The organism is Atopobium deltae (genome assembly GCF_001552785.1).
GTDB lineage: Bacteria > Actinomycetota > Coriobacteriia > Coriobacteriales > Atopobiaceae > Atopobium > Atopobium deltae.
The window spans coordinates 1-22,645 of record NZ_KQ959489.1; the positions used below are offsets into that span (position 1 = coordinate 1).

General features: G+C 45.4%; 19 protein-coding genes, 4 tRNA genes and 1 pseudogene. 10 read left to right on the forward strand and 14 right to left on the reverse strand.

Annotated elements, in window-relative coordinates; genetic code table 11:
- Positions 1-209: pseudogene (locus HMPREF3192_RS06910) on the forward strand (hypothetical protein); the annotation flags it as partial.
- A gap of 131 nt (positions 210-340) precedes the next feature.
- Here the strand turns inward: HMPREF3192_RS06910 and HMPREF3192_RS02855 are convergent.
- Both HMPREF3192_RS02855 and HMPREF3192_RS02860 read right to left on the reverse strand, forming a co-directional pair.
- A tRNA-Ser gene (locus HMPREF3192_RS02855) sits at positions 341-432 on the reverse strand.
- A 39-nt stretch (positions 433-471) separates the two neighbouring features.
- Positions 472-562: transfer RNA gene (locus tag HMPREF3192_RS02860), tRNA-Ser, on the reverse strand.
- Between the two features lie 119 nt (positions 563-681).
- Between HMPREF3192_RS02860 and HMPREF3192_RS02865 the strand changes: the two genes are divergently transcribed.
- Positions 682-1,356 carry a trimeric intracellular cation channel family protein gene (locus HMPREF3192_RS02865; RefSeq protein ID WP_066305220.1) on the forward strand — a complete coding sequence of 225 codons (675 nt, stop codon included), beginning with the start codon at positions 682-684 and terminating at the stop codon, positions 1,354-1,356.
- Between the two features lie 67 nt (positions 1,357-1,423).
- On the opposite strand, the gene typA is transcribed toward HMPREF3192_RS02865, so the two are convergent.
- Together typA and HMPREF3192_RS02875 are read right to left on the reverse strand one after the other, a co-directional pair.
- Entirely contained in the window at positions 1,424-3,262 is a 1,839-nt protein-coding gene (gene typA / locus HMPREF3192_RS02870; protein ID WP_066305175.1) for a translational GTPase TypA, read from the reverse strand.
- A gap of 253 nt (positions 3,263-3,515) precedes the next feature.
- On the reverse strand, positions 3,516-4,052 hold the full coding sequence (locus HMPREF3192_RS02875) for a hypothetical protein (protein WP_066305177.1): 537 nt from the start codon (positions 4,050-4,052) through the stop codon (positions 3,516-3,518).
- A gap of 324 nt (positions 4,053-4,376) precedes the next feature.
- On the opposite strand from HMPREF3192_RS02875, the gene HMPREF3192_RS02880 reads away from it, so the two are divergent.
- Positions 4,377-6,077, forward strand: coding sequence for an FAD-dependent oxidoreductase (locus HMPREF3192_RS02880; protein WP_066305178.1), 1,701 nt, complete (start codon positions 4,377-4,379; stop codon positions 6,075-6,077).
- 90 nt (positions 6,078-6,167) lie between these two features.
- Here HMPREF3192_RS02880 and HMPREF3192_RS02885 read toward each other — a convergent pair.
- Together HMPREF3192_RS02885 and HMPREF3192_RS02890 are read right to left on the reverse strand one after the other, a co-directional pair.
- Positions 6,168-6,243 (reverse strand) — tRNA-Ala (locus tag HMPREF3192_RS02885).
- Between the two features lie 55 nt (positions 6,244-6,298).
- Positions 6,299-6,375, reverse strand: a tRNA-Ile gene (locus HMPREF3192_RS02890).
- A gap of 127 nt (positions 6,376-6,502) precedes the next feature.
- On the opposite strand from HMPREF3192_RS02890, the gene HMPREF3192_RS02895 reads away from it, so the two are divergent.
- The gene (locus HMPREF3192_RS02895) at positions 6,503-7,009 is read left to right on the forward strand and encodes a bifunctional nuclease family protein (RefSeq protein ID WP_066305180.1); all 507 of its coding nucleotides are present in this window, start codon (positions 6,503-6,505) and stop codon (positions 7,007-7,009) included.
- Between the two features lies 1 nt (position 7,010).
- Here HMPREF3192_RS02895 and HMPREF3192_RS02900 read toward each other — a convergent pair whose 3' ends face one another.
- The 8 genes from HMPREF3192_RS02900 to HMPREF3192_RS02940 all read right to left on the reverse strand — a co-directional run bounded on the left by HMPREF3192_RS02900 (position 7,011) and on the right by HMPREF3192_RS02940 (position 19,122).
- Positions 7,011-7,838, reverse strand: a complete 828-nt coding sequence (locus HMPREF3192_RS02900) for a DNA/RNA non-specific endonuclease (protein WP_066305181.1) — start codon at positions 7,836-7,838, stop codon at positions 7,011-7,013.
- A 329-nt stretch (positions 7,839-8,167) separates the two neighbouring features.
- Complete coding sequence (gyrA, locus tag HMPREF3192_RS02905) at positions 8,168-11,050, reverse strand: DNA gyrase subunit A (protein WP_066305182.1); 2,883 nt, start codon at positions 11,048-11,050, stop codon at positions 8,168-8,170.
- Positions 11,051-11,071: 21 nt separating this feature from the next.
- On the reverse strand, positions 11,072-13,027 hold the full coding sequence (gyrB, locus tag HMPREF3192_RS02910; protein ID WP_066305183.1) for a DNA topoisomerase (ATP-hydrolyzing) subunit B: 1,956 nt from the start codon (positions 13,025-13,027) through the stop codon (positions 11,072-11,074).
- Positions 13,028-13,193: 166 nt separating this feature from the next.
- Positions 13,194-13,826, reverse strand: coding sequence for a hypothetical protein (locus HMPREF3192_RS02915; protein ID WP_066305186.1), 633 nt, complete (start codon positions 13,824-13,826; stop codon positions 13,194-13,196).
- Entirely contained in the window at positions 13,816-14,904 is a 1,089-nt protein-coding gene (gene recF / locus HMPREF3192_RS02920; RefSeq protein WP_066305188.1) for a DNA replication/repair protein RecF, read from the reverse strand. The genes HMPREF3192_RS02915 and recF overlap by 11 nt, the downstream gene beginning before the upstream one ends.
- A 3-nt stretch (positions 14,905-14,907) precedes the next feature.
- Positions 14,908-16,023 (reverse strand): DNA polymerase III subunit beta, encoded by a 1,116-nt coding sequence (dnaN, locus tag HMPREF3192_RS02925; RefSeq protein ID WP_066305190.1) that lies wholly within the window; start codon positions 16,021-16,023, stop codon positions 14,908-14,910.
- A 298-nt stretch (positions 16,024-16,321) separates the two neighbouring features.
- Positions 16,322-17,914, reverse strand: a complete 1,593-nt coding sequence (locus HMPREF3192_RS02935) for a DnaA ATPase domain-containing protein (protein WP_082715598.1) — start codon at positions 17,912-17,914, stop codon at positions 16,322-16,324.
- Positions 17,915-18,159: 245 nt separating this feature from the next.
- A complete protein-coding gene (locus HMPREF3192_RS02940) occupies positions 18,160-19,122 on the reverse strand; it encodes an ATP-binding protein (protein ID WP_066305194.1) in 963 nt (320 codons plus the stop codon).
- 341 nt (positions 19,123-19,463) lie between these two features.
- Here HMPREF3192_RS02940 and rpmH point away from each other — a divergent pair, with 341 nt between their 5' ends.
- From rpmH to rsmG, 6 genes are all read left to right on the forward strand, one after another.
- A complete protein-coding gene (gene rpmH / locus HMPREF3192_RS02945) occupies positions 19,464-19,598 on the forward strand; it encodes a 50S ribosomal protein L34 (protein WP_066305195.1) in 135 nt (44 codons plus the stop codon).
- A gap of 9 nt (positions 19,599-19,607) precedes the next feature.
- Positions 19,608-19,934, forward strand: a complete 327-nt coding sequence (rnpA, locus tag HMPREF3192_RS02950) for a ribonuclease P protein component (RefSeq protein ID WP_066305196.1) — start codon at positions 19,608-19,610, stop codon at positions 19,932-19,934.
- A gap of 11 nt (positions 19,935-19,945) precedes the next feature.
- Complete coding sequence (gene yidD, locus HMPREF3192_RS06615; protein ID WP_082715599.1) at positions 19,946-20,155, forward strand: membrane protein insertion efficiency factor YidD; 210 nt, start codon at positions 19,946-19,948, stop codon at positions 20,153-20,155.
- 33 nt (positions 20,156-20,188) lie between these two features.
- A complete protein-coding gene (locus tag HMPREF3192_RS02955) occupies positions 20,189-20,947 on the forward strand; it encodes a YidC/Oxa1 family membrane protein insertase (RefSeq protein WP_066305197.1) in 759 nt (252 codons plus the stop codon).
- A gap of 88 nt (positions 20,948-21,035) precedes the next feature.
- Positions 21,036-21,581, forward strand: coding sequence for a Jag family protein (locus HMPREF3192_RS02960; protein WP_066305199.1), 546 nt, complete (start codon positions 21,036-21,038; stop codon positions 21,579-21,581).
- Positions 21,582-21,818: 237 nt separating this feature from the next.
- Entirely contained in the window at positions 21,819-22,553 is a 735-nt protein-coding gene (rsmG, locus tag HMPREF3192_RS02965; RefSeq protein ID WP_066305201.1) for a 16S rRNA (guanine(527)-N(7))-methyltransferase RsmG, read from the forward strand.
- Positions 22,554-22,645 lie beyond the last annotated feature (92 nt).

The following is a 22,645-nucleotide window of genomic DNA, read 5'->3' on the forward strand; positions in this document are numbered from 1 at the left end:
CGAAGCCTGTACTTTTCCAGGACACCACCAACATTTTCTTCTCAAAAGAGCCCGAGGCCGAGTTTGTGGACGAGGGCGGCGCTCACACTTCACAGCAGGTAGAGTTTAAGCCTGTTCAGGGCATCATTAAAAAGGCTCACGTTACCGTTCGCATGAGCAAAGAGGTTCAGTGGGCCGACGAAGACGCTATTTTGTTCTGCTTTTTGTGACCCAACAAAAACTCAACAGATAAAACACGCAGCTAGGCGCATATGTTAACTTATGATCATTACGGATCACAAAGCGATATATTAAATATATAAAACCGCAGGTAAACGCCTTAATTCAAACCAAAAAATACTGGCGGAGGAGGAGGGATTCGAACCCTCGTACCCCTGCATAGGGGTAAACGGTTTTCGAGACCGCCGCATTCAACCACTCTGCCACCCCTCCACAGGGTGAAACGGCGCCTATGTGGCGCCGTGAATATACTGGCGGAGAGTCGGGGATTTGAACCCCGGAGACGCTTTCGGCGCCTACACGATTTCCAATCGTGCTCCTTCAGCCGCTCGGACAACTCTCCAATGAAAACGCATCGGATATTATATCGTATTTTTCACCGAAATGAAAAGAGCTTCTCGTATCTTCTATATTATCTACGGGTACTATGGTGAGAGCAAAAACGTTTTTTGGGGAGATGCTGTGCTGCAAATACCAATTTGGCTGGACTTGGCGGCCGTGATTATCGGAGCGGTTTCGGGACTCTGGGCTGCTCAAGAGCGCAAATTAGATCTTATCGGCCACATTGGCTTAAGCTTTTTGGGTGGCCTGGGCGGTGGGTTGTTACGTGACGCTGCTATGCAGGTCGGCAGCGTATATATGTTGCAATCTCCATATCCCATTCCCATCGTGCTGATGGTCGGGGTTATGGGCTTTTGCTTTCCGCAGATCATTCGGCAGCATCCAAACTTGCTGGAGTGGCTCGACATTTTATCGGTTGGTCTGTTTGTGGTGGCGGGAACTGATAAGGCCATGGTATACCGCCTCTACCCTATGGCATGCCTGCTGATGGGAATTTTTACTGGGGTTGGTGGCGGTATGCTGCGGGACATCTTTTTGGGCGATACCCCGCGCATCTTCCAACGATCCAACTTTTATGCAACAGCAGCAACTGGCGGGGCGCTTGCGTACTTTTTGCTCGTAGGCGGCCTGTGGGTCAATCAAAATATTGCAGCGGTTATCAGCGTGGCAACTACCATCGGCTTACGTCGGGCTTCTCTGCATTACAACGTGTTGTCTCCCGCAGAGCTTGATCTTACACCGCTTGTCAAAAACGCAGGCAAAAAGATCACACGCTACGTGCGCCGTAAGAAATAGCGTGTAAGGCCGTCGTAAGAAGTTACCGGGAGAACACCAGTTCCACGTCACCTGGCCGCCAGCCGCACTACTTGTTGACAAGCCCCGAGCGAACGGCCCACTTTTTGCGATCCGTGGCATTAAGAATGCGCTTGCGCAGGCGAATGTTCTTGGGCGTTACCTCAACAAGCTCGTCATCCATAATGTACTCAAGAGCTTCTTCAAGACTAAACGTGCGCGGAGGCGTGAGTTGCACCGCGATGTCAGCCGTAGCAGAGCGCTGGTTGCCCAACGATTTGGTGCGCGCAATATTAACAACCATGTCACCAGGGCGCGAACGCTCACCAACCAACATACCCTCATAGCATTCGGTGCCAGGCTCAACGAAGAGTTGGCCTCGCTCTTGCAGTGTGCCAAGTGCATACGCGACGGCCTTCTCAGTAGTCATAGAAATCATGGTGCCGTTTTGACGAGAGCCAATATCTCCTGCAAAGGGGCCATATTCCAAGAAGGTGTGATAAAAGATTGCCTCGCCGTGCGTCACGTTGAGCACGCGATTTTTGAGGCCCATAATGCCACGCGTGGGGATCTTAAACTCGAGCTGCGTGTGGGTCGAAGCGCTATCCATGTGCGTCATAATGCCGCCAGCATCACCAAACACCTCGATAACCTTGCCCGAATACTCGGACGGTGCCTCCACTACCGCCTGCTCAATGGGCTCGAGCTTGTTGCCCTGCTCATCTTTTTTGAAGAGCACACGGGGGCGGCCGACCTGGAATTCATAGCCTTCTCGGCGCATGGTTTCCATAAGGACCGATAAGTGCAGGATGCCGCGGCCGGCCACTTCTACGCCGGTCTTATCGGGAAGCTCTTCGATGCGCATGGTCACGTTGTTTTCGCGCTCCTGCTCAAGACGTGCTTTGAGCTGGCGACCTCCTACAATGTCGCCATCGCGACCAACCAAAGGCGAGGTAGATGGCTCAAATACTACGGCGAGGGTCGGTGGATCAATTTCGATGGGATCAATTTCGACAGGATTTGTTGGATCGGTGTAAACGTCACCAATGTCGGTAGCGTCAACACCGACGACCGCAGCAATGTCGCCCGCGGCAACCTCAGTGCATTCCTTGCGGCCAAGGTAGTCAAAGGTGAAGAGCTGCTTTACCTGGCTCATAGCGCGCGAGCCATCATTTTTAACAACAAGAATTTTGTCCTGGGTATGAATCGTGCCCGAGTACACGCGCCCAATGCCAATACGTCCGACATAAGCAGAGTGATCGATGGTCACGATCTGCATGCCGAGAGAAGCATCGGGGTCGCCGTGTGGGGCGGGCAACTCGTCAACGACCATGTCCAACAGCGGATACATTGTCGTGGTGGTGTCTTCAAGATTGCGGCGGGCAAAACCGTTGACCGCGGAGGCATATACCACGTGCTCCATCGAGAATTCCAACTGCTCGTCGGTGGCACCCAAATCCATCATCAGATCAAGACAGGCGTTAAGAGCCTCCTCTGGATGTGCTCCCTCGCGATCGATTTTGTTCACGACCACCATAATGGCAAGGCCAGCATCGATGGCATGGCGCAACACAAAACGCGTTTGGGGCATGGGACCCTCTGCAGCATCGACGAGCAGCAGCGCTGAGTCGGCCATCTTCAGAACGCGCTCGACCTCACCACCAAAATCGGCGTGGCCAGGCGTGTCAATAACATTAATTTTAACGCCTTTATACTCGATGGAAATGTTTTTGGAGAGGATGGTAATGCCGCGCTCGCGCTCCTGATCGTTGGAATCCAGCACGCGGTCCTCGACGTGTTGATTATCGCGAAACGCATCCGTGGCGCGCAACAGCTTGTCGACCAGCGTGGTCTTACCGTGGTCAACATGGGCGATAATAGCAATATTTCGAATATGCTCTTGCAGCATAACTACCTTCTCACTTTTACTTTGTTTTTCTCTTCTGTTTCGCGTTACTTCGTTTTTTTTGCTTTGCTTCGTTTTTTTTCACTTCGGTTTTTTGTTGTCACTTCGGTTTTGCACAGCAACTTTGCGTAGTGACTTTACGTGGTAACTGAATGAGTGTAAAGAAAATCAAAAGGTTTGTGCGGATAAATCACTATAAACTGCAAAAACTGCAAGTTCTTGCAAGAGGTTGCTGACGATAAGACCTGTGATATATCTACGACAAAAGCGATGGTATCTCGCCTGCAGGCTGCGGATCAGACCAGCAAAATGCTTCTTTTTGCCCAAACCCCTGCCATAAAACGTAGGCCGAAAAAGCTCGCTTGCCTTTCTCGGCAAATTCGAGGATAAGGGCATCTTCGTAGGCGCTGTTGGCATCAGCGCTGGCAGACGTAATGCTGGCAGCAAGTGCATCAGACTCTTCGGGAACAACGGCGCCCATGTATACCAAAGCGTAACGCACTGGCGCGCTGACAAGCGGCTCGGTTAACTCCTCCGTCGAGGTGGTAGTCGCCAACGACGTTATATAGCTATGAGCCGCCTCCAAGCAAACCTCAATGCCATCGTCCGAAAACAACTGTGTAACACGATTTCCGTCCACATCCTCAAGCGAAACGATAACGGGGATTTCTTTTTCTGCAGCAAGCGCATCGAGCGCGGACTCCAAAAGGTCGCACGAGAGCATGTCAAGCTCTGGCGATACGGCTGGCACGGGGGCGCTGGACAGATCTTCTCTGTTGTTATTCTGATACACAAAAACTCCTTTTACTCGTGTTTATGATACAGCAATTCAAACAGCAAGGTGTGCAGACAAGCACACAGTAGTCGCACAGTGGTCGCACAGTGGTGGCGCGCAAACGCCACAAACGCTCAAAAAATGTGCCTTGTTTCCAAAAAATGTTTGCTTTGTCTTACTCATACAAAATGTCCTTGTTATTATATATGTATCGGTTTATACGCATAGGTTTTATCTGTTGCTTATGCCTATGAGTTCTCCCTGTCGCGTCAATGCCCCGTCAAGGGCCCTGTTATCGAGCGTCGGTCTTATCTATAAGCTTTTTCGAGAAAGGCATTGCTTATGAAACTGGTTATTGTTGGAGGGGTTGCTGGTGGTGCGGCGTGTGCAACCCGCGCAAGACGCCTTGATGCCCACGCCAAAATTGTCGTCTTTGAGCGCGGAAAGCACGTTTCGTATTCAAATTGTGCGCTTCCCTATCATTTGAGCGATGTCATCCCCGACCATGAACAACTCATCTTTATGACCCCTAAGAGCTTTAAGCAACTCCACGATATTGACGTGCGCACACAATCCGAGGTTATTGCCATCAATCGCGAGGCAAAGACGGTGACCGTTAAAGATTTACAAACGAACACCACTTATGAGGAATCGTACGACAAGCTGCTGCTTTCTCCTGGCGCGAGTCCCCTTCGTCCGCGTTCCATTGAAGGCATTAACAATAACAACGTCTTTACCGTTCGCAGTGTTGAGGACATTTGCGCACTTAAGCAGGCATGTGACGACCCGAGCGTAAAAACGGTATGCGTTGTCGGTGGCGGCTTTATTGGTCTTGAAGTTGTCGAGAATCTCGTCAAAGCTGGTAAAAAAACAACCCTTCTGCAGGGTGGCGAGCAAATTTTAGGACCCTTCGACATCGAGATGGCCCACATCGTTCATAAAGAACTTTTAGATAGGGGCGTTGACCTGCGCACAAACACACGCTTATTTGCTATCGAGGACAGCTGCGTGCGTGTGACACATCATGAAGAAGAGCAGAGCATTCCTGCCGACATCGTGGTTATAGCAGTGGGCGTTGCCCCCGAGACTGCACTTGCGGCGCAAGCCGGGCTTGCCATTGGCAAGACGCGCGGGGTTCTCGTCGATGCAAACTATAGGACCTCTGACCACGATATTTACGCAGTTGGCGATGTTATTGAATCGTACAATGCCATCACGCGCGAACCAGACCGCCTGGCTATGGCGGGCCCTGCCGTTAAACAGGGGCGGGCGGCGGCTGATCACATGTGCGGACTTTCGGCACACAACAAGGGCTTCATCGGCAGCTCGTGCATTCGCGTCTTTTCGCTTAGTGCGGCCTGTGTTGGCTTGTCTCAAAGTGCCGCAAAAGCAGCGGGTATTCCTTGTGATGCGGTGATGGTGTTCCCGACCGATACCGTTTCCATCATACCCAACAGTCATTTTATGGTGATTAAGCTCATCTTTGAGGTGCCAACAGGCAAAATTATTGGCGCGCAGGCAATCGGTAAAAGCGACGCTACCAAACGCATTAACGTTATTGCGGCGGCGATGTCCTTTGGCGCGACCCTTAAAGACTTGTATGACCTCGAGCTTTGCTACGCCCCGGTCTTTAGCACGCCAAAAGATGCCGTTACCCAGGCGGCGATGGTGGGAGAAAACATTTTGGAAGGGCGTTTTAAGCAGGTTTCCGTTACACAAGCGCGCGAACTGGTCGAGAAGGGCGCACACATCATCGACGTTCGTGGCGCAAAAGAGTTTGAGCGCGGTCATCTGAAGGGTGCTCACAACATTCCGTTGTGCGAGCTTCGCGATCGTATGGATGAAATTCCACGTGATGAGAAGGTCTACATCCACTGCCGCAGTGGTCAGCGCAGCTATTTTGCCATTTGCTTACTGCAAGATCATGGCTTCACCAACGTTTATAACATGAGTGGATCGTTCTTGGGCATCAGTTTGAGCGAGTACTACAAAGACGTAGCCGAGAAGCGCGATCCTATCGTGACTAATTACAACTTTAGCTAAAAAGCCTGTAGCAGAAAGCTTGTAATAAAAGCCCATCGCGCGTGGTGCAAACAAAAAAGCCAGGAGGCAACCCCTGGCTTTTATCTTCTCTGGTGGAGACAATGGGGATCGAACCCACGACCTCAGGCTTGCAAAGCCCGCGCTCTCCCAGCTGAGCTATGTCCCCGTGATAACCACCTTAACGGCGACTCGGCTAGCGTTAAGGTGATTATTGATGGCATTGGTGGGCCCGACAAGGCTCGAACTTGTGACCTCCCGGTTATCAGCCGGACGCTCTGACCAACTGAGCTACGGGCCCAACGCATTAAAAAATAATACGTCAGGTTATTTCTTTGGTCAACATAAATTTTTGTTATTTATCAAATGAATTGGGGTAACATATCTATCACACAACTTTATGTAATGAAAGAGGTGAAGCGTAGTATATGAGCATGATTCGTATGGATATCGAATCTATAGTCGTGGGAAATGGCCCGATGAGCTCGCTTGTTATCCTTCGGCCTCGTCATTCTTCGCTTAAAGATGGACAAACGCAACTCCCTATTTGCATTGGTACCGCAGAAGCAGGCGCTATCGGCATGAGTTTAGAGAGCGTTCCGCATAATCGTCCTCTTACACACGAACTCTTCAAAACCGCTCTTAAAACGCTTGGTGCAAAAATTACCAGCGTTTCCATTTATAAAGTTGAGGGAACAACCTTTTTTGCCTCCCTTCATCTTCTTACGCCACAAAACGAACGCAAAGCTCTTGACTGCCGTCCTTCCGATGCAATTGCGCTTGCCCTACAAGCACATGCTCCTATTTTTGTCGACTCTGATGTGCTGGTAACCGCATCGTTCCCCGACTTTAAAGCCGTCAAAAAAGATGAGCAATCCCGTGAGCTTAAAAAGTTCCACACCTTTATTAACAGCGTGTCGCCCGACGACTTTTAACTTACGCAACCCCAACATCTCCTGTCTGATAATCAATGCTAAAACCAGCAGCGGTGTTATACACTTCTAGTGATTCATTGATGCTCTTATCTGAACTTTGTGCCTGCACAAACACAGAGCGAGGAATCTGCTCGTCTTTGTAGTATGCGGGCGTCGCCACAAATTGCACTGTACCGTTGGGGTGTGCCGTGAGCCAATCGCGAATTTTGGTTTCGTGAAAAGCCATGCCGCCCTGTCCGTCGTTTGCACCAACATTTTGCATACGCGTCCCTGTAATGAGGTTTTCCAGACGCTCCTGTCCACCAAGTGACTTTGCCAGCAGATGACTTCTGTTCCACATGCTCCCTTGGTAAGCTCGCCCATTATAAAGACGAATAATCACTCTGGGATTATGTCGAGGCCAACCTGAGGGGTCGGGCATAATTTCGCGTGCGCGAACCTTTCCTCGCTGCATCATCTCATAATTTATGCAAGCGCGAACCTGCTGCGTTCTGCCCTGCTCATCCAGCTTGCTATACACAACTTCCCCAGCCTGCAACTGCTGTGTTATGGCTGCCTCACCTATTTTTCTTACATACTGAGGGCTTTGCTGTTGGCTATATATCGTCGGCCTGTAATCAATGATTGTCTTCCGAGAAGACCCTCCGCTCACAACTGCTAGCTGAAACGCTCCAGCTAGCAGTGTAAACGCAAGTAAACATCCCACGCTTGCTCGAATCAGATTGCGGGTTGAAGGGCGTGGGGCCAAACCTCTACTTGTGCTAATGGGTTGCACCATTTTAATGAGTTGCACCATTTGTGTTTTATCAAGAGTGCGGAACTTGCTCATTTCTTGCTATTCACCTCCTTCAGACCTTAGTTTTACAGAGGCGTCTAGCACAATCCCAACAACCAGCAACAGTTTCCAAACAGCTCTTATCAGCAGCACAATCTGCGGCACATAATCAGACTGCACCCGCTGGTGATCAAAAAAATGGTGCAGAGATGTTACATCTCTGCACCACCACAAACTTTATTGTCTAAAACCTCAAACCAGTCGACTACAATCGCTAGCACATTGCCACAGTCGAAGATTATTGCCGTAGTCATTGACCGTTACCGCAATTATCGCAGTCAGCAGTCATTGCAGCGACACGACAACGTTGCAGCTACAAGACCCTACTCTTCATCGTCAAGGTCAGCAACAATTTGCTCGTCATCACCAATGTCGACGGGTTCTTCCTCAGCGGCGCCCTTCTCGCCAAGCGCAAAGAGATCAAAGGCCGCTTGTCCGTTGTTAGGCTTCTTGGCAGTAGGCTTTTTAGCGATCATACGAGCAACTGCAGTAACGCGGTCGGTGTCGCTCACATTCATCACCTTAACCCCCTGCGTCGAGCGGCCTAAACGGCTCACATCGGAAGCCTTCACGCGAATGACAATCCCCTCTTCCGAAACGATAACCAACTCGTGTTGTGGGCCAACCACCTTCATACCAGCGAGTTCGCCCTTGCGTGCGGTCATCTGAATGGTGTACACACCCTGACCACCGCGGTTATGCACGGGATACTCGGAGATGAGCGTGCGCTTGCCGTAGCCCTTTTCGGTAATCACAAACAGATCACCCTGGCCGTTTGAGATCTCCATGCCCAGTACCTTGGCATCATTCTTCAGCGTTATACCACGCACGCCAGTCGTATCGCGACCCATGGCGCGAATCTGATCCTCGTCAAAAATGATCGCTTTACCGTCGGTCGAAACCAAAATGACCTTGCAACCAGCCTTTACGCGGCGCACGTCAATAAGCTCGTCATCGTTCTTAAGGTTAATAGCAATAATACCGTCGTGTCGCGTGCGGTCATAGGCACTCATGGCCGTCTTTTTGACCATACCCGAACGCGTTGCAAACATGAGGTGGTTGTCCTCGGGGAAGTCACGTGTGGTAATAACCGCCTTTAAGCACTCGCCTTCCACCAGCGGTAATAGGTTAACGATTGCCGAACCACGCGCGGTGCGAGATCCCAGCGGCAGCTCATGCACCTTTAGACGATACACTTTGCCTCGGTTCGTGAAGAACAGCACGTAATCGTGGGTGGAAGCAATAAAGAGGTGCTCCACAAAGTCGTCTTCCTTCAGCGAAAGCCCAGCAACGCCCTTTCCTCCGCGTTTTTGCGAACGGTAGGTCGCCACGGGGATGCGCTTCACATAGCCCGCATGGGTAACGGTAACAACCATGTCTTCATCGGCGATAAGATCCTCAACATCAAGGTTGAGCGCTTCTTGCGTCGAAATGGTAGTGCGGCGGTCATCGCCGAACTTCTCGACAATCTCTTGTAACTCCTCCTTGATGACCTGCAGAATCTTCTCCTCGTGAGCAAGCAAATCCTGATAGTACGCAATCTGCTGATACAGCTCTTCAATCTGACTTGCAAGCTCGTCGCGGGCCAGACCAGTCAGACGACGCAGGCGCATCTGCAAAATTGCTTCGCCCTGAATGTCATCGATGTCAAAACGCTCGTGCATGCGTTGCTTCGCTTCAGCATCGTCGCGCGAAGAACGAATGATGTGGACAATTTCGTCGATATTATCGACCGCGATGAGAAGACCTTCGAGGATGTGCACGCGTTTCTGTGCTTTATCGAGGCGAAACTTCGTGCGGCGGGTCACCACGTCAATTTGGTGCTGGATGTAATAGTGCAGCATTTCGCGCAGGTTGAGTGTGCGGGGAACTCCGTCGACCAGCGCGATATCGATAACACCAAAGTTGGATTGCAACTGCGTGCGCTTATAGAGGTTGTTGAGCACGACCTGTGGAACAGCGCCCTGCTTCAGATCAATAACAATGCGCATACCCTTGCGGTTTGACTCGTCACGCATATCAGCAATGCCGTCAATTTTTTTCTCATTGACAGCCTGCGCGATCTTCTCTTGCAAAAGGCCTTTGTTAACCTGGTACGGAATCTCGGTAATGACCAAGCGCTGGCGGCTTCCTTTGCCGACATTCTCGACATGGACCTTAGAGCGAATGGTGATGGAACCGCGGCCCGTTTCGTACGCATCGCGAATCCCGTCGGTGCCCATAATAATGCCACCCGTCGGGAAGTCGGGACCGGGAAGCACCTTCATGAGCTCGTCGGTGGTGACGTCGGGGTTGTCGATCATGAGGTAGATGGCGTTTGCGACTTCGCGCAGGTTGTGGGGCGCGACATTCGTGGCCATACCAACCGCAATACCCGAGGAGCCATTGACTAAAAGGTTGGGAAAACGGGCGGGCAAAACTGCAGGCTCTGCCAGCGACTCATCATAGTTTGGCTGTGAATCAACCGTGTCCTCATTGAGTCCGGCGAGAAGTTCCATGGCGCCGCGGGTGAGGCGCGACTCGGTATAACGCATAGCTGCTGGGGGATCACCGTCGATGGAACCGAAGTTACCATGGCCGTCGACCAGCGGAAAACGCATCGAAAAGTCCTGCGCCATGCGGACCATGGAGTCATAAATAGCGGCATCGCCATGGGGGTGATACTTACCCATAACTTCACCGACGGTCCATGCAGACTTTTTATGTGGTTTGTTGGGTGTAATGCCCGCCTCGTTCATAGCGTACAAAATGCGCCTGTGAACAGGCTTTAGGCCGTCGCGTACGTCAGGAAGGGCACGTGCAACAATAACGGACATGGAGTACTCAAGAAACGACTGTTTCATTTCGTTACTCATGTCGGTCGGTTTAATAGCACCACCGTGAATGTCCTCGAGGGTAATGCGCGTTCCCGCCTCGTCGCTAAGGGTATGAGAAAGGTCTGCCCCGCCACCAAGCGTCAGCTGGTTGGAAGACTCGTCTTCGTCATCGAGGCCATCGTCAAAGTCATCATCGCGGTCGCTATCGAGATCATCATCAAGATCACCGTCGACCTTCTCGTCATCACGCGTATCAAAATCGTCAGCATGATTGTCAGGGCGATCGTTTTCGTTGGTGCGATCATTAGTGCGAGCGTTGCGGTCGTCGCCATTGAAATCGCCAGGACGATTATTGAGGTTATCGCTGTGGTTGTTAATATCGTCTGCCACAATAATCCTTTCTTAAGATGCTTAAATATCGAGGAAACGCACGTCTTTTGCGTGAGTTTGAATGAAGTCTTTACGCTTTTCGACTTGTGTTCCCATGAGATCCGAAACAGCACGGTTGGCTGCTAAGGCATCTTCAATAGTGACGCGTAACAAGATGCGGCTTGAGGGTTCCATCGTAGTGCTCCAGAGCTGCTCGGGGTCCATTTCACCCAAACCCTTGTAGCGCTGAACGGTGTATTTACTGGAATCCTCATACTGGCGCGCCTCAAGGGCAAGCTCGTCGTCGGTGTAAATATACTTACCGTTTTTGCGGCCCTTTGGCTTTATCTGGTAGAGCGGCGGTTGGGCCACATAAATATATCCAGCGTCGATCATGGGCTTCATAAAGCGATAGAAGAAAGTAAGAAGCAAAATACGAATGTGTGCACCGTCAACATCAGCATCGGTCATAATAACAATTTTATGATAGCGGGCCTTCGTAATGTCAAAATCGTCGCCAATACCCGTGCCAATTGCTGTGATAAGCGACTTAATGGTTTCGGACTCAAGAGCGCGATCCTTGTGCACACGCTCAACATTAAGAATCTTTCCGCGAAGGGGTAGCACTGCTTGAATCGCGCGGTCGCGAGCCATTTTTGCAGAACCACCTGCCGAGTCACCCTCAACAATAAAAAGCTCTGTTGAAGCGGCATCACGAACAGAGCAGTCCGCGAGCTTACCTGGCAGAGAAGAGCTTTCAAGCAGACCAGGTTTACGTGTCGCTATCCGAGCGCGTTGTGCTGCAAGGCGCCCGCGAGCAGCCTGAGTTGCTTTTTTAAGAATTTCTCTTGCTTGACGAGGGTGCTCTTCCAAATACTCCTCAAGCCCTGTAGACACAACTTGCTGTGTGAGGGTCCTTATATAGGAACTACCAAGCTTTGCTTTGGTTTGTCCTTCAAACTGGGGGTCGGGAAGTTTTACCGAGATAACTGCCGTAAGACCTTCTCGGATGTCATTACCTTCGAGCTTAGGATCTTTCGCTTTAAAAATTTTATTTTTGACACCATAGTCATTAATAGCGTTGGTTAAAGCGCTGCGGAATCCCGTGAGGTGCATACCACCTTCTTCTGTAAAAATATCATTTGCAAAAGAAAGGGTCCTCTCGCTAAAACCAGCATTCCACGTAAGTGCAACCTCAACTTCGCCCATCTGGGTGGTAGGAGCGTCAGGAGCCGACTTGCCGGTAATGTAAATAGGACGGCTGAGTCCATCGAGCGCTTTTTTGCCTTCATCGAGGAATTTTACGAAGTCAACAATGCCACCTGCATAGCAAAAATCAACTCTGCGAGGAGTTAATTCGCGTTCGTCAATAAGTACGATCTTAAGATTTTTATTGAGAAATGCGGTCTCTTGAAGACGATCTTTGAGTGTGTCGAAATCATAGGTCGTGGTTTCAAAAATTTCCTCATCGGGCCAGAAAGTAACAGTTGTTCCTGTGGTGGTTGTTTTCCCAATAACTTCCATTTTTTTGGTTGTTTTACCGCGGGCAAATTCCATCTTATACACTTTGCCATCGCGTTTTACTTCAGCTATAACCTTTTTAGAAAGCGCGTTGACAACCGAAATACCAACGCCATGAAGACCACCAGAAACTTTATACGCGTTATTATCAAACTTGCCACCAGCGTGGAGGATGGTTAAAACAACTTCAAGCGTCGGAATCTTTTTCTTTGGATGAGGTGCGACGGGAATACCACGACCATTGTCTTCTACGGAAATAGAGTTGTCAGGATGAATGATGACTCTAATGGAGGTACAAAACCCTGCCATTGCCTCATCCACGGAGTTATCAACAATCTCCCACACAAGGTGATGAAGTCCTGAGGAAGATGTTGTACCAATATACATGCCAGGACGTTTACGGACGGCCTCAAGGCCTTCGAGTATTTGAATCTCGTTGGCACCGTATGCATTTTTGTTTTCTTTTTTGTTGGCCACTACCCACCCCTTTATATCACTACAAGTTTTATCTATCATGTAGCTATACGTATACACAGTCTAAATTTTACTCTTTTCTTAAATACTGTCCATCCTGAAGTAAAAAAGACCATTGTTTTATTATTTTTATTGTTTGTAGGCGTTGAGGTGCGTTGTGAGCCTCTATCTATGACCTTGATGTATCGTTGGTCATTTCTCGTTTTAAAGAAGAAATAATCGCTTTATACACCTTTTCTTTAAGCTGCGTTGGAAGATTTTTTGTCAACTGATCCGCATGGTGAAGCTGCTCCTCCGTGGGCTCGAAATCAGTTACAATTTTTTGTATATTTTTGCTCTTTACTTCACTTTTATTAATCTTTTTAGGAATTTTTGAGAGCTTAAATTGAATGTCAGAAAGCATAAAGCCTGCGTGGGCCAAACGAACAAGATAAATTTCTTTGTTGGTTGTAAAGTCTTGCAGGATTGTATGTTTATCGATGTAGACAATAAGTGTTGGATCAACGTTACTGCGCTCGTCTTTTTTAAGGAACAATCCACAGGTATGATTTTTTTCAAACGTTCCATTCACGCTAAACCATGCCTTATAGGCTTGTTGAGTTTTTGAAAGGTTTTTAGCGAGTGACGAATCATAAAGATTATTAAGAACCTCTTTAAGAGAACTCTCAGAGGTTTTTTCGGCGGAGTTGTTTTTACTGATATAGATATCATTATTCACTACGGCAGCATTATTGTTTTTGGTATAAGCATTTCTACTCACTGCGTTGCGCGTCGTTATATTATCTGTACGTTTATTCGCCATAACGAATCACCTGCGCTGGATTAATTTGCTTACACATCTGTGGCTCGGCGTTGGTACTCGTAATAATCGTTTGTACACCCCGACTAATGAAGTTTAAAAGGGCTTCTCGCCTATAGATATCTAGTTCACTCATAACGTCATCAAGGAGTAGCAGCGGTGTTGTTTTGATAAGATTTTTTGTAACTTCAATCTCGGCCATTTTCCACGCGAGCACGATACTGCGCTGCTGGCCTTGTGATCCAAAGGTACGAGCAGGTTTATTATTAATGTAAAAACAAATATCATCGCGATGAGGACCAACAAGCGTTTGTTGGCGTCTTTTATCTTCCTCATAGTTTTTCTCAAGAGCACTAAAAAATGCTTCCTGTATTTGCTCACGTGATAAAGAGAAAATATCTTCAGTAATGGTACTTTCGTACACAATATCAAGCGTCTCACTTTGAGCAAGTTCATGATAAATTTCTTTTACCTTTGGCATGAGCTGTGAGAATAGATTAAGACGGTGTTGTAACAGTGTCGCTCCCCCAAAAGCAAGTGACTCGTTCCAAGCATTTATAAGTGAATCACTACAATATCCATCTTTTAATAAGGTATTGCGTTGTGTAACAGTACGCATATAGGTACGCACTACGTTATCATAGCCTTTATGTATATTACTACCAAATAAATCAAGCTCGTCGCGCCGCTCTTTTGCGGAGCCCTTAATCACTAAGAGATTATCTGGATAAAACAAAACCGATGGATATAGTCCAATAATGTCATGTTTCGTGCAAGGTTTTGTATTTTTTTGAAAGCTCTTTTTTGTTGGTGTCAGTAAGCAAAGAAGATCAACAACTCGTCCATCCCCTGTCACATGGCTTTGTATAAAGCTTGAAATTTCTTTATCGCCCAACAGATCACACAAGCGGGGATGGCGAAAAGAACTTCCTGTTGTAATAAGTTGAAGTGCTTCAATAGTATTCGTCTTACCAGTTGCGTTAGGACCAATAAGAAGGGTTATTCCTTTGTCAAAAACAAAGGTCTTCTCATTAAAATTCCTAAAATTGGTAAGACGAAGTGTTTCTATTGAAAGCCCCACAACTCACATCCTTACTGGCATGAGAAGGTATAGATAGTTAATGGTTCCCCAAGTCTTAAAGACAGCAGGCTGCATGGTTGCGTTGAGATCAAGCTGAATTTTGGTGTTGGGACCTATAGCACTCATGCAATCTTCGACATAACGATAGTTAAGCGCAATATCAAGAGAATTACCAGTAACATCCACCGAGAGCGCCTCAGTAGCTTTACTCATGTCAGAAGAGGTTGTTGAAAGAATAAACTGTTTTTTTTCTTGATCAATCCTGCATAATACTTTTGAAGTGTTGGAACTAATAGTTGTTACACGACGCAATGCTCCAGAAAAATCATCTGAAAGCATACTCACTGAGGTAGCACACGATGAAGGAATGAGATTTTTATAGGCTGGGAACTGACCTTCAATTTTGCGGGCAACGTAGGTTGTATCACCAAACATAAAGACAATCTGATTTTCGTTACTACCAATCGTAATGGTATTAGTGTCTGATGGAATTGACAATACATCATGAAATACCATACCAGGTAAAATCATTGAAATTCCCTGGATAATAGCAGAGGTTTCTATATTAGTGTCGCAAACAGCAAGGCGGAATGAGTCAGTAGCAACCAAACGAATGACATTATTCTCGACCGTCATATAAATTCCCGAGAGAATGGGACGAGAAGTGTCTTTTGAGGTGACTTTGTAGACCTTCTCAACCATAGAAGAAAGCAAGGTTGCGGGCAGCTCCACCGTTTGGTCGAGTTGTACTTCAGGAAATGAAGGAAACTCATCTGGATTAAGTACAATAAGACTAAACTTCGAAAATGCACTTGTAATAAGGCAGGTACTACTTATTTCGTCAGTGGTAGTACTAAAGGTGATTGCCGTGTCACCAAGATGCTTAACAATGTTATTGAGTGTTTTTCCAGATAAAACAATGCTTCCCTCTTCCTCAACATTTGCGGGCACCTTACAACGTACCGAGACAGTAAGGTCTGTTGATTGAAGTTCAAGCGTTCCATTTTGTGCTGAAAGGTAAATACCAGTAAGAATAGGAGTGGTTGCGTTAAAACTTATACCTTTACTCACAATAGAAAGTGCTTTTGCTAATGAAGCCTGTTGTATCGAGAAGATCATGCGAGATCCCTTTCTTTATTATTATGTATATATCTATAAAACTAACTATAGTAATAATAAGTTTAGTAGAAATGTTAAAAACTAAACACTTGCACAGGTTAAACGGACAAAAAAGTAACGATTTTTATAAAAAAGTTTTAAACACTCCTTGCAAACGTCCTGCGACAAAACATGTTTCATCACGATAGGGGTCCTTCTCAACAACGATTGAAAACTTTTAAACAAAGTTTTAAACACCAGTGTTGGAATGTGCTGGTAATCCAACATATTCATACACACCTTTATATAGTGATAAAGCTTATCCATTAAGAATAGTATCCTTAATCTGAGAAATTTGATCATAAAGAAGTCTTGACTCTTTAATGTTCTTCTCGGTTTCGATAATGCTATAAGAGATAGTTGCATGAGACCTTCCTCCAAAACGCTTACCAATATCAGCAAGTGTGAGATCGGTCATCTCTCGCGCTAAATAGCAACCGATTTGCCGCGGTCCCATGATTTCTTTTTTACGTGTCGAACCAACAAGGTCGCTATGGGAAATATGGAAGGCATCCTCAATAGCCTTAATAATTTGGTCAATCGTAACAATACGGTGGGTTGTACCAAACTTTTGGGTAGCTAACTTAATAATGTTTTCTCGCCTGAAGTCCTCGCCTTTTTGCTGGAGTTTTGTTGCTTCTAACAAACAACTTTGACAAAAACTTTCGATAACACGAATATTGGATCCTGCACGCTCTGCCATAAGTTGCAAACACTCATCTGACAAAACACCTTCATATCCAGGTAAGTTTTCGGATATAGCATCTTCTTTAGCGCGATTATAAAAATTTGTTATCAATGCAAGTTTAAGGTCATAGTCTGGTACTTTAATAGGACATGCAAAGCCAGAATCCAAGCGAGAAACTAAGCGCTCATCAAAGTCAACATTACCAATTCCTAGCTGCGCTGGTGATTCGTCAGCCGCCAGAACAATTTGTTTCCCATGATCGACGAGGTAGTTAAAAAGGTCGAAGAAAAAGCCCACACTACCAGGTCCTTTAAGGAACTGAATATCATCAATAATAAGGATGTCTATATCACGATAATTTCGGCGAAATGCCTCTTTTACCTCCGCAGAGGTATCGCTCATAGCGCGAACATATTCACTTACAAAGTCATGAGAGACACGATATACACAGAGCTTTTCTATCTTGTTTTGTACAATATAGTTTTGGATTGCCTTTAAAAGGTGAGTTTTTCCTAAACCGCTTCGTCCGTAAATAAAAAGAGGGTTGTAGTTTTTAACACCATCAGCTACGCACTTTGCCGCCTGCAGTGCAAGCATATTTTCTTCACCCGTAACAAAACGACTAAAAGTGAGTTTTGAATCATTTTCGGTCACATCATCAATTAAAGGATTGGCTGCCCGCCTTTCCTCAATAGATTTTTGTATACCAAGCATCTGTGTTGGTGTTTGTGTATCTATACCCTGTGTTGACATACTTTGTTGAGAATATCTAAGCTGTTGTTGCTGTTCTTGTGGGGTAGCAACTCTTTGTTCTTGCGGCTGATGGTATTGTTGTTCTTGCGATAAAGAAAGAAGTTCTTCTTGAGATATAACTGACGATGTTTGAACTTTTGTTGTTGAACTTACATTGGCAGTAACAACAAACTTTATATCTTCATACGAGATTTGTTTTAGATAGTTTTCTATAAGGGGTGTTAGTTTTTCTATCTGTAAGCGAATAAAGCGTGATGGAGCACTTATATAAAGCTTATTGTCTTCAAGTGAATATGGTTTGCAGTTTTGAAGCATAGCATAGTGAGAAATTTTAATATCTTTATTCTCTCTCGTTAAATCTAAAACATCACTCCATAGTGCCAAAGCATCAGAAGTAAGAGAAGTATCCATATGCTCCACCAAAAGCTCCAGTAAAACGTAGAATCCAGTAAAATTTAAAAATCCAGTGAAATTCAGAATTTTTGTTGAAAACTCATTATAGCAAAGAGGAGCTTGTCGAAAACTTACTATTAAAAACCCATACTGTAGAAAACTTATTCAACCTAGTGCTTGTAAGAAAAACCACTTTACCAAGCACATTTACCAAGTATGTAGCAGACAAAACAAAGAGAAAAGGCAGGAAATAATAAACAAAGTTATGAAATATATGTTTTTCCTAATGCTGTTAACTTTCTTTTTTGGCCATATTTATACGTAATTCCCAACATATCGAGCTGTTTAAGTTCACGAGACCATGTTGGTTGAGAACCACCAAACGTCTCAACAAGCTCTTTACCGCCAATAAGTTCATAGGTAGAGAATAACGAGAGAATTTGTTGCCCACGACTACTTAACGTCAGGTCTGCAGAAGTTGCTTTCGACAGAGGCGCACGCCCCGCGTCGCGAGAACCTTTATCTAAAGATGTGTCAACATCGAGCGTACCAGTTGTAGGTACGTTTTGAGTAGATACTTGAGTGGCTACAGGAGCTTTTGTAGTGATAGAGGGAGTATTTGTAGCACCACTACTCACAACCGTGGCAGGTTCAGTAGTACTACTACTATGCGGCATGACTGCGCTCTTCTCGTCATCCAATGACTTTGTCGAGATAGTAATAATAGTTCCCGATGAAATATTATCATGGATAGATAACGATCCACCTTTATCAAGCATATATTGTTGTGCAATAGGCAAACCAGATCCGACACCACGAATATAGTGTTTCATCTCGTCATTTGCCGAAGTAGTACCAAACTCAAGCGCCTTTTGTTTTTCTTTGATGCCAGGGCCCTGATCGCAAAAACGAATGGTATTACCGTTGTCCAAAATTGTGATGGTAGGCTCAATAAAAGCTGCATGAATGTAATTTTCAACAATTTCACGAATGATGGTAAAAGGGATGGTACCACCCTGTTCGTGAGATAGGCGCGTTACCTCCGCGGTTAATGACGATAAAAAATCACGGATATTATTTGGCTCAACAATAACAACGCGTGGGGTAACTGCAGGGTCGTCGTACACCGCAATCCTTGCAGGATAAGAAACCTGTGTATCCTTTGTAAATAAATTATGAGATTTTTTATCTTCTTCCTCGACAAAAGGAAAAAAATCACGCGGCATACCCAACTCCTTTATCGACAATCTTTCATCGAATGTTGAAAATTTCAAAAATTACTTTCAAGCAAAAGAAAGTTTTCAACAGGTGATAAAAACTTGTCAATAACTGTATGAATTTACAGATAAACTCATGAAAGATAATAACATGTAACAAGAATATTTCAGACGATGAAAGAAAGATTCCCTAGAATAGCGATAGTGTGAAAAATATTGTGAAAGATCTTTATACAAACATGTGAAAAGAACGCCAGAACAACTCTAGCATTGACAGAAACCTATGCTATTCCCTACAATTCTAAGGCTTGACAAAGAAATTTAATAACCTGCATTCCAGGAGGAATAACATGAAGCGTACGTATCAACCAAACAAGCGTCGTCGTGCAAAAACGCATGGCTTCCGTGCTCGTATGGCTACAAAAGGCGGTCGCGACGTTTTGTCTCGTCGTCGTGCAAAAGGACGTAAGCGTCTTACGGTGTAAGGCATTTCTATGAAGACTATCAAATCCAAACAGGAGTTTGAGAGTGTCTTCATAACTGGTAAACGTGTAACAAATTCATTGGTACGTGTTACCTTTGTTAAGGAAGACAAAGATATTCCAACAAAAGTTGCATTTGTGGCAGCGAAAAGACTTGGTAATGCAGTTTTTCGCAACCGTTGTAAACGCGTTCTTCGAGAGGCCGCTCGTAGGAATATACTTCCTCGAGACGGTCTTTCTCTCATTTTCTTTGCAACACCAAAAACAGCCTATGCAACCTGTGATGAGATAGATGCGGCATTTACCAGTATATATAAGAAACTTATTATACATGCATAATAAGGGATGTCATGACACAGCTGGTTGCACAAAGTATTAAGCTTTATCAGAAGTGGATTTCTCCACTTCTGCCTGATGCATGTATATACTCCCCCACTTGTTCCCAATATGCAGTAGAAGCAATACAAAAATATGGGTGCTTACGGGGTTTTTGGCTCATGCTTAAAAGAATTTTTCGTTGTCATCCTTTACATAAAGGTGGCTACGATCCGGTTCCTTAGTTTTTAAACTAAGGCAGAGTACACGGAGGCTCTATGTGGGGTTGGTTTACTGATTTTCTCTATCAGATACTAAAAGTTATTGCTGGATTCGTTGGGGACTGGGGTCTTGCAATTATTGTTTTAACCTTTATTATTCGTTTGATTTTAACTCCCCTTACCCTAAAATCAACGAAATCGTCTGCGCATATGCAGGCGTTGCAGCCTAAGCTAAAAGCAATTCAGGAACGATATGCAGATAATCCTCAGCGTATGAATGAGGAAATGCAAAGATTTTATTCCGAGAATAAATTTAACCCGCTCGGTGGCTGCTTGCCACTTTTACTTCAGATGCCGATCTTTTTTGCGCTCTTTTCAGTTCTTAAAGATATGCTTCCTGCTGAGGCACACTTCTACAATATTTTGAGTTCTTTGTCCGAGTCAGTTGGTGGTGCACTTGCTGCCAACGGTGTTTCTGGAGCAATGGTTTTTATCGTTCTTGACCTTCTCTTTGGTATTTTGAGTTTTGCTCCTATGTATCTCAATTCGATAACTTCCCCATCCGATCAGCGCTCTCAAACACTCGTCATGGGTTTAGTTATGGCCGTTATGATGGTTTGGTTTGGTTGGAATGTGCCAGTCGGTGTCTTGCTTTACTATGATACAAGTGCAGCCTGGGGTGTTATTCAGCAGTATTTCATCACCAATAAGGTAATGGAATCTATGCGCGAAAAAGAGGCCGCAAAAGCAGAGAAGACCGTCCAGGTTGATATTGTGCGCAAAGAGAAGAAAGCTCGTCCCAAAAAGAAAAGCTAGACCTATACTGAAGGAAGAACAAGAAAAGAAATATTTCAGCCTTAATGTCTTTCAATAAACTTTAAGGAACAAATCAAGAGGAGATATTATGCCTGATAACATCAGCGCAGGACAAGGAGAGATCAGCATCAACGATCTTTTACAGACGTATGAGAATGGTGAAGAGTTTACAAACGAACAAGTTGATGTTATTGCCGATATAGCCATTACCTCATTACGTGAGATTCTAGCTTGCTTTGGAGAAACCACCTGCAGCATTGATGAATATGACGGTGGAAGTGGCGAGCTTATCTTGGATATTTCTGGTGGTGACCTAGCCGTACTCATTGGAAGGCACGGCCGCGTGCTTGATTCCTTGCAGCTACTAGTCTCTTCTCTGCTCAGCAAAAAACTCGGTTTTCACTTCCCTATCGTGGTAGATATTGAAGGTTACAAAAATCGTAGAAAGCAAAAGGTTCAAGAGATTGCTTTAACGGCAGCTGCTCGCGCTAAAAGAACTGGACGTGTTCACCTAAGGCCAATGAGTGCTTATGAGAGAAGGCTTGTCCATCTTACGCTGCTCAATGATGAACAAGTGGTTACTCATTCTGAAGGAGAAGATCTCGAAAGGCATGTCGTTATCACAAGGGTTTAGTCTGCGTCTTAATGACAGAGCGCCAACAGAACTATTGTTTTGTAAGCACTTTCTCGTAAATACTTTTCCTTTTGTTAAAAACATGATTAAATGAGGTGGTAGATGCCACCTCATTTTTATAGCTATTATGCCTCTAAAATGTGGTTACTATCTATAGGATATTGAGTGTGGGTCATTTAGCGAATTGTTCATTTATGCCAATTTCTTGTCATTCAAGAACTTTTGTCAGGAGCATTTGTGAGAAGTATTAGCGAGAAGACTAACTATTTAACTACTCAAGCCTCTTTGTATGGAATTTTACTCTCAGAAGAGGAAGCTTCGCTGCTTTTAAAGCATCTTGCATTAGTTATTCAGAAAAATAAAGTCCTAAATCTTACGAGAATTACAAGTGATAAAGCGGGAATATTACTTCACATACTTGACTCTCTTTTAGTATATAAAGCTGCAGAAACCAATCTTATTAAATATCGTAATTTTCTTGATTTTGGTACTGGAGGGGGTTTTCCGGGTATTCCTCTCGCAATAAAATCTGAAGTAGAAGGCGTTTTAATAGATTCTGTTACCAAAAAAGTTGTAGCGGTAGAAGAGTTTCTTAAAACATTAGAGTTAGACTCAAGAATTAAAACCTCTTCTGACCGTGTGGAAGTTTTTGCTGTAAAACACAAGAATGAGTATGATCTTGTGGTTGCCCGAGCCGTGGCACCATTGGCAACAATTATTGAATACGCTACGCCTTTACTTTCGAAAAACGGGCATTTTATTGCTGCTAAAGCGAATATTTCGTCTCACGAATTAGATGCTGGTCTTAAAGCGGCTGAATTCTGTGGGTTAGAATATGTTTCACGTGAAACATATGAACTTCCTGAAGGTTCTGGGCATCGAGAACTGTTTATATTTAAAAAAATAAAATCAGCGAAAGTAAAGTTACCTAGAAAAAATGGTCTTGCTAAAAACCAACCACTTTTTAGTTAGATTCTAGTAAGATTAATGCCAGTTGCTCCCTAAAAATACAAGATGTTTCACGTGAAACATCATAAAAGTGCGGTATCCTTAGAGAGAAGAAA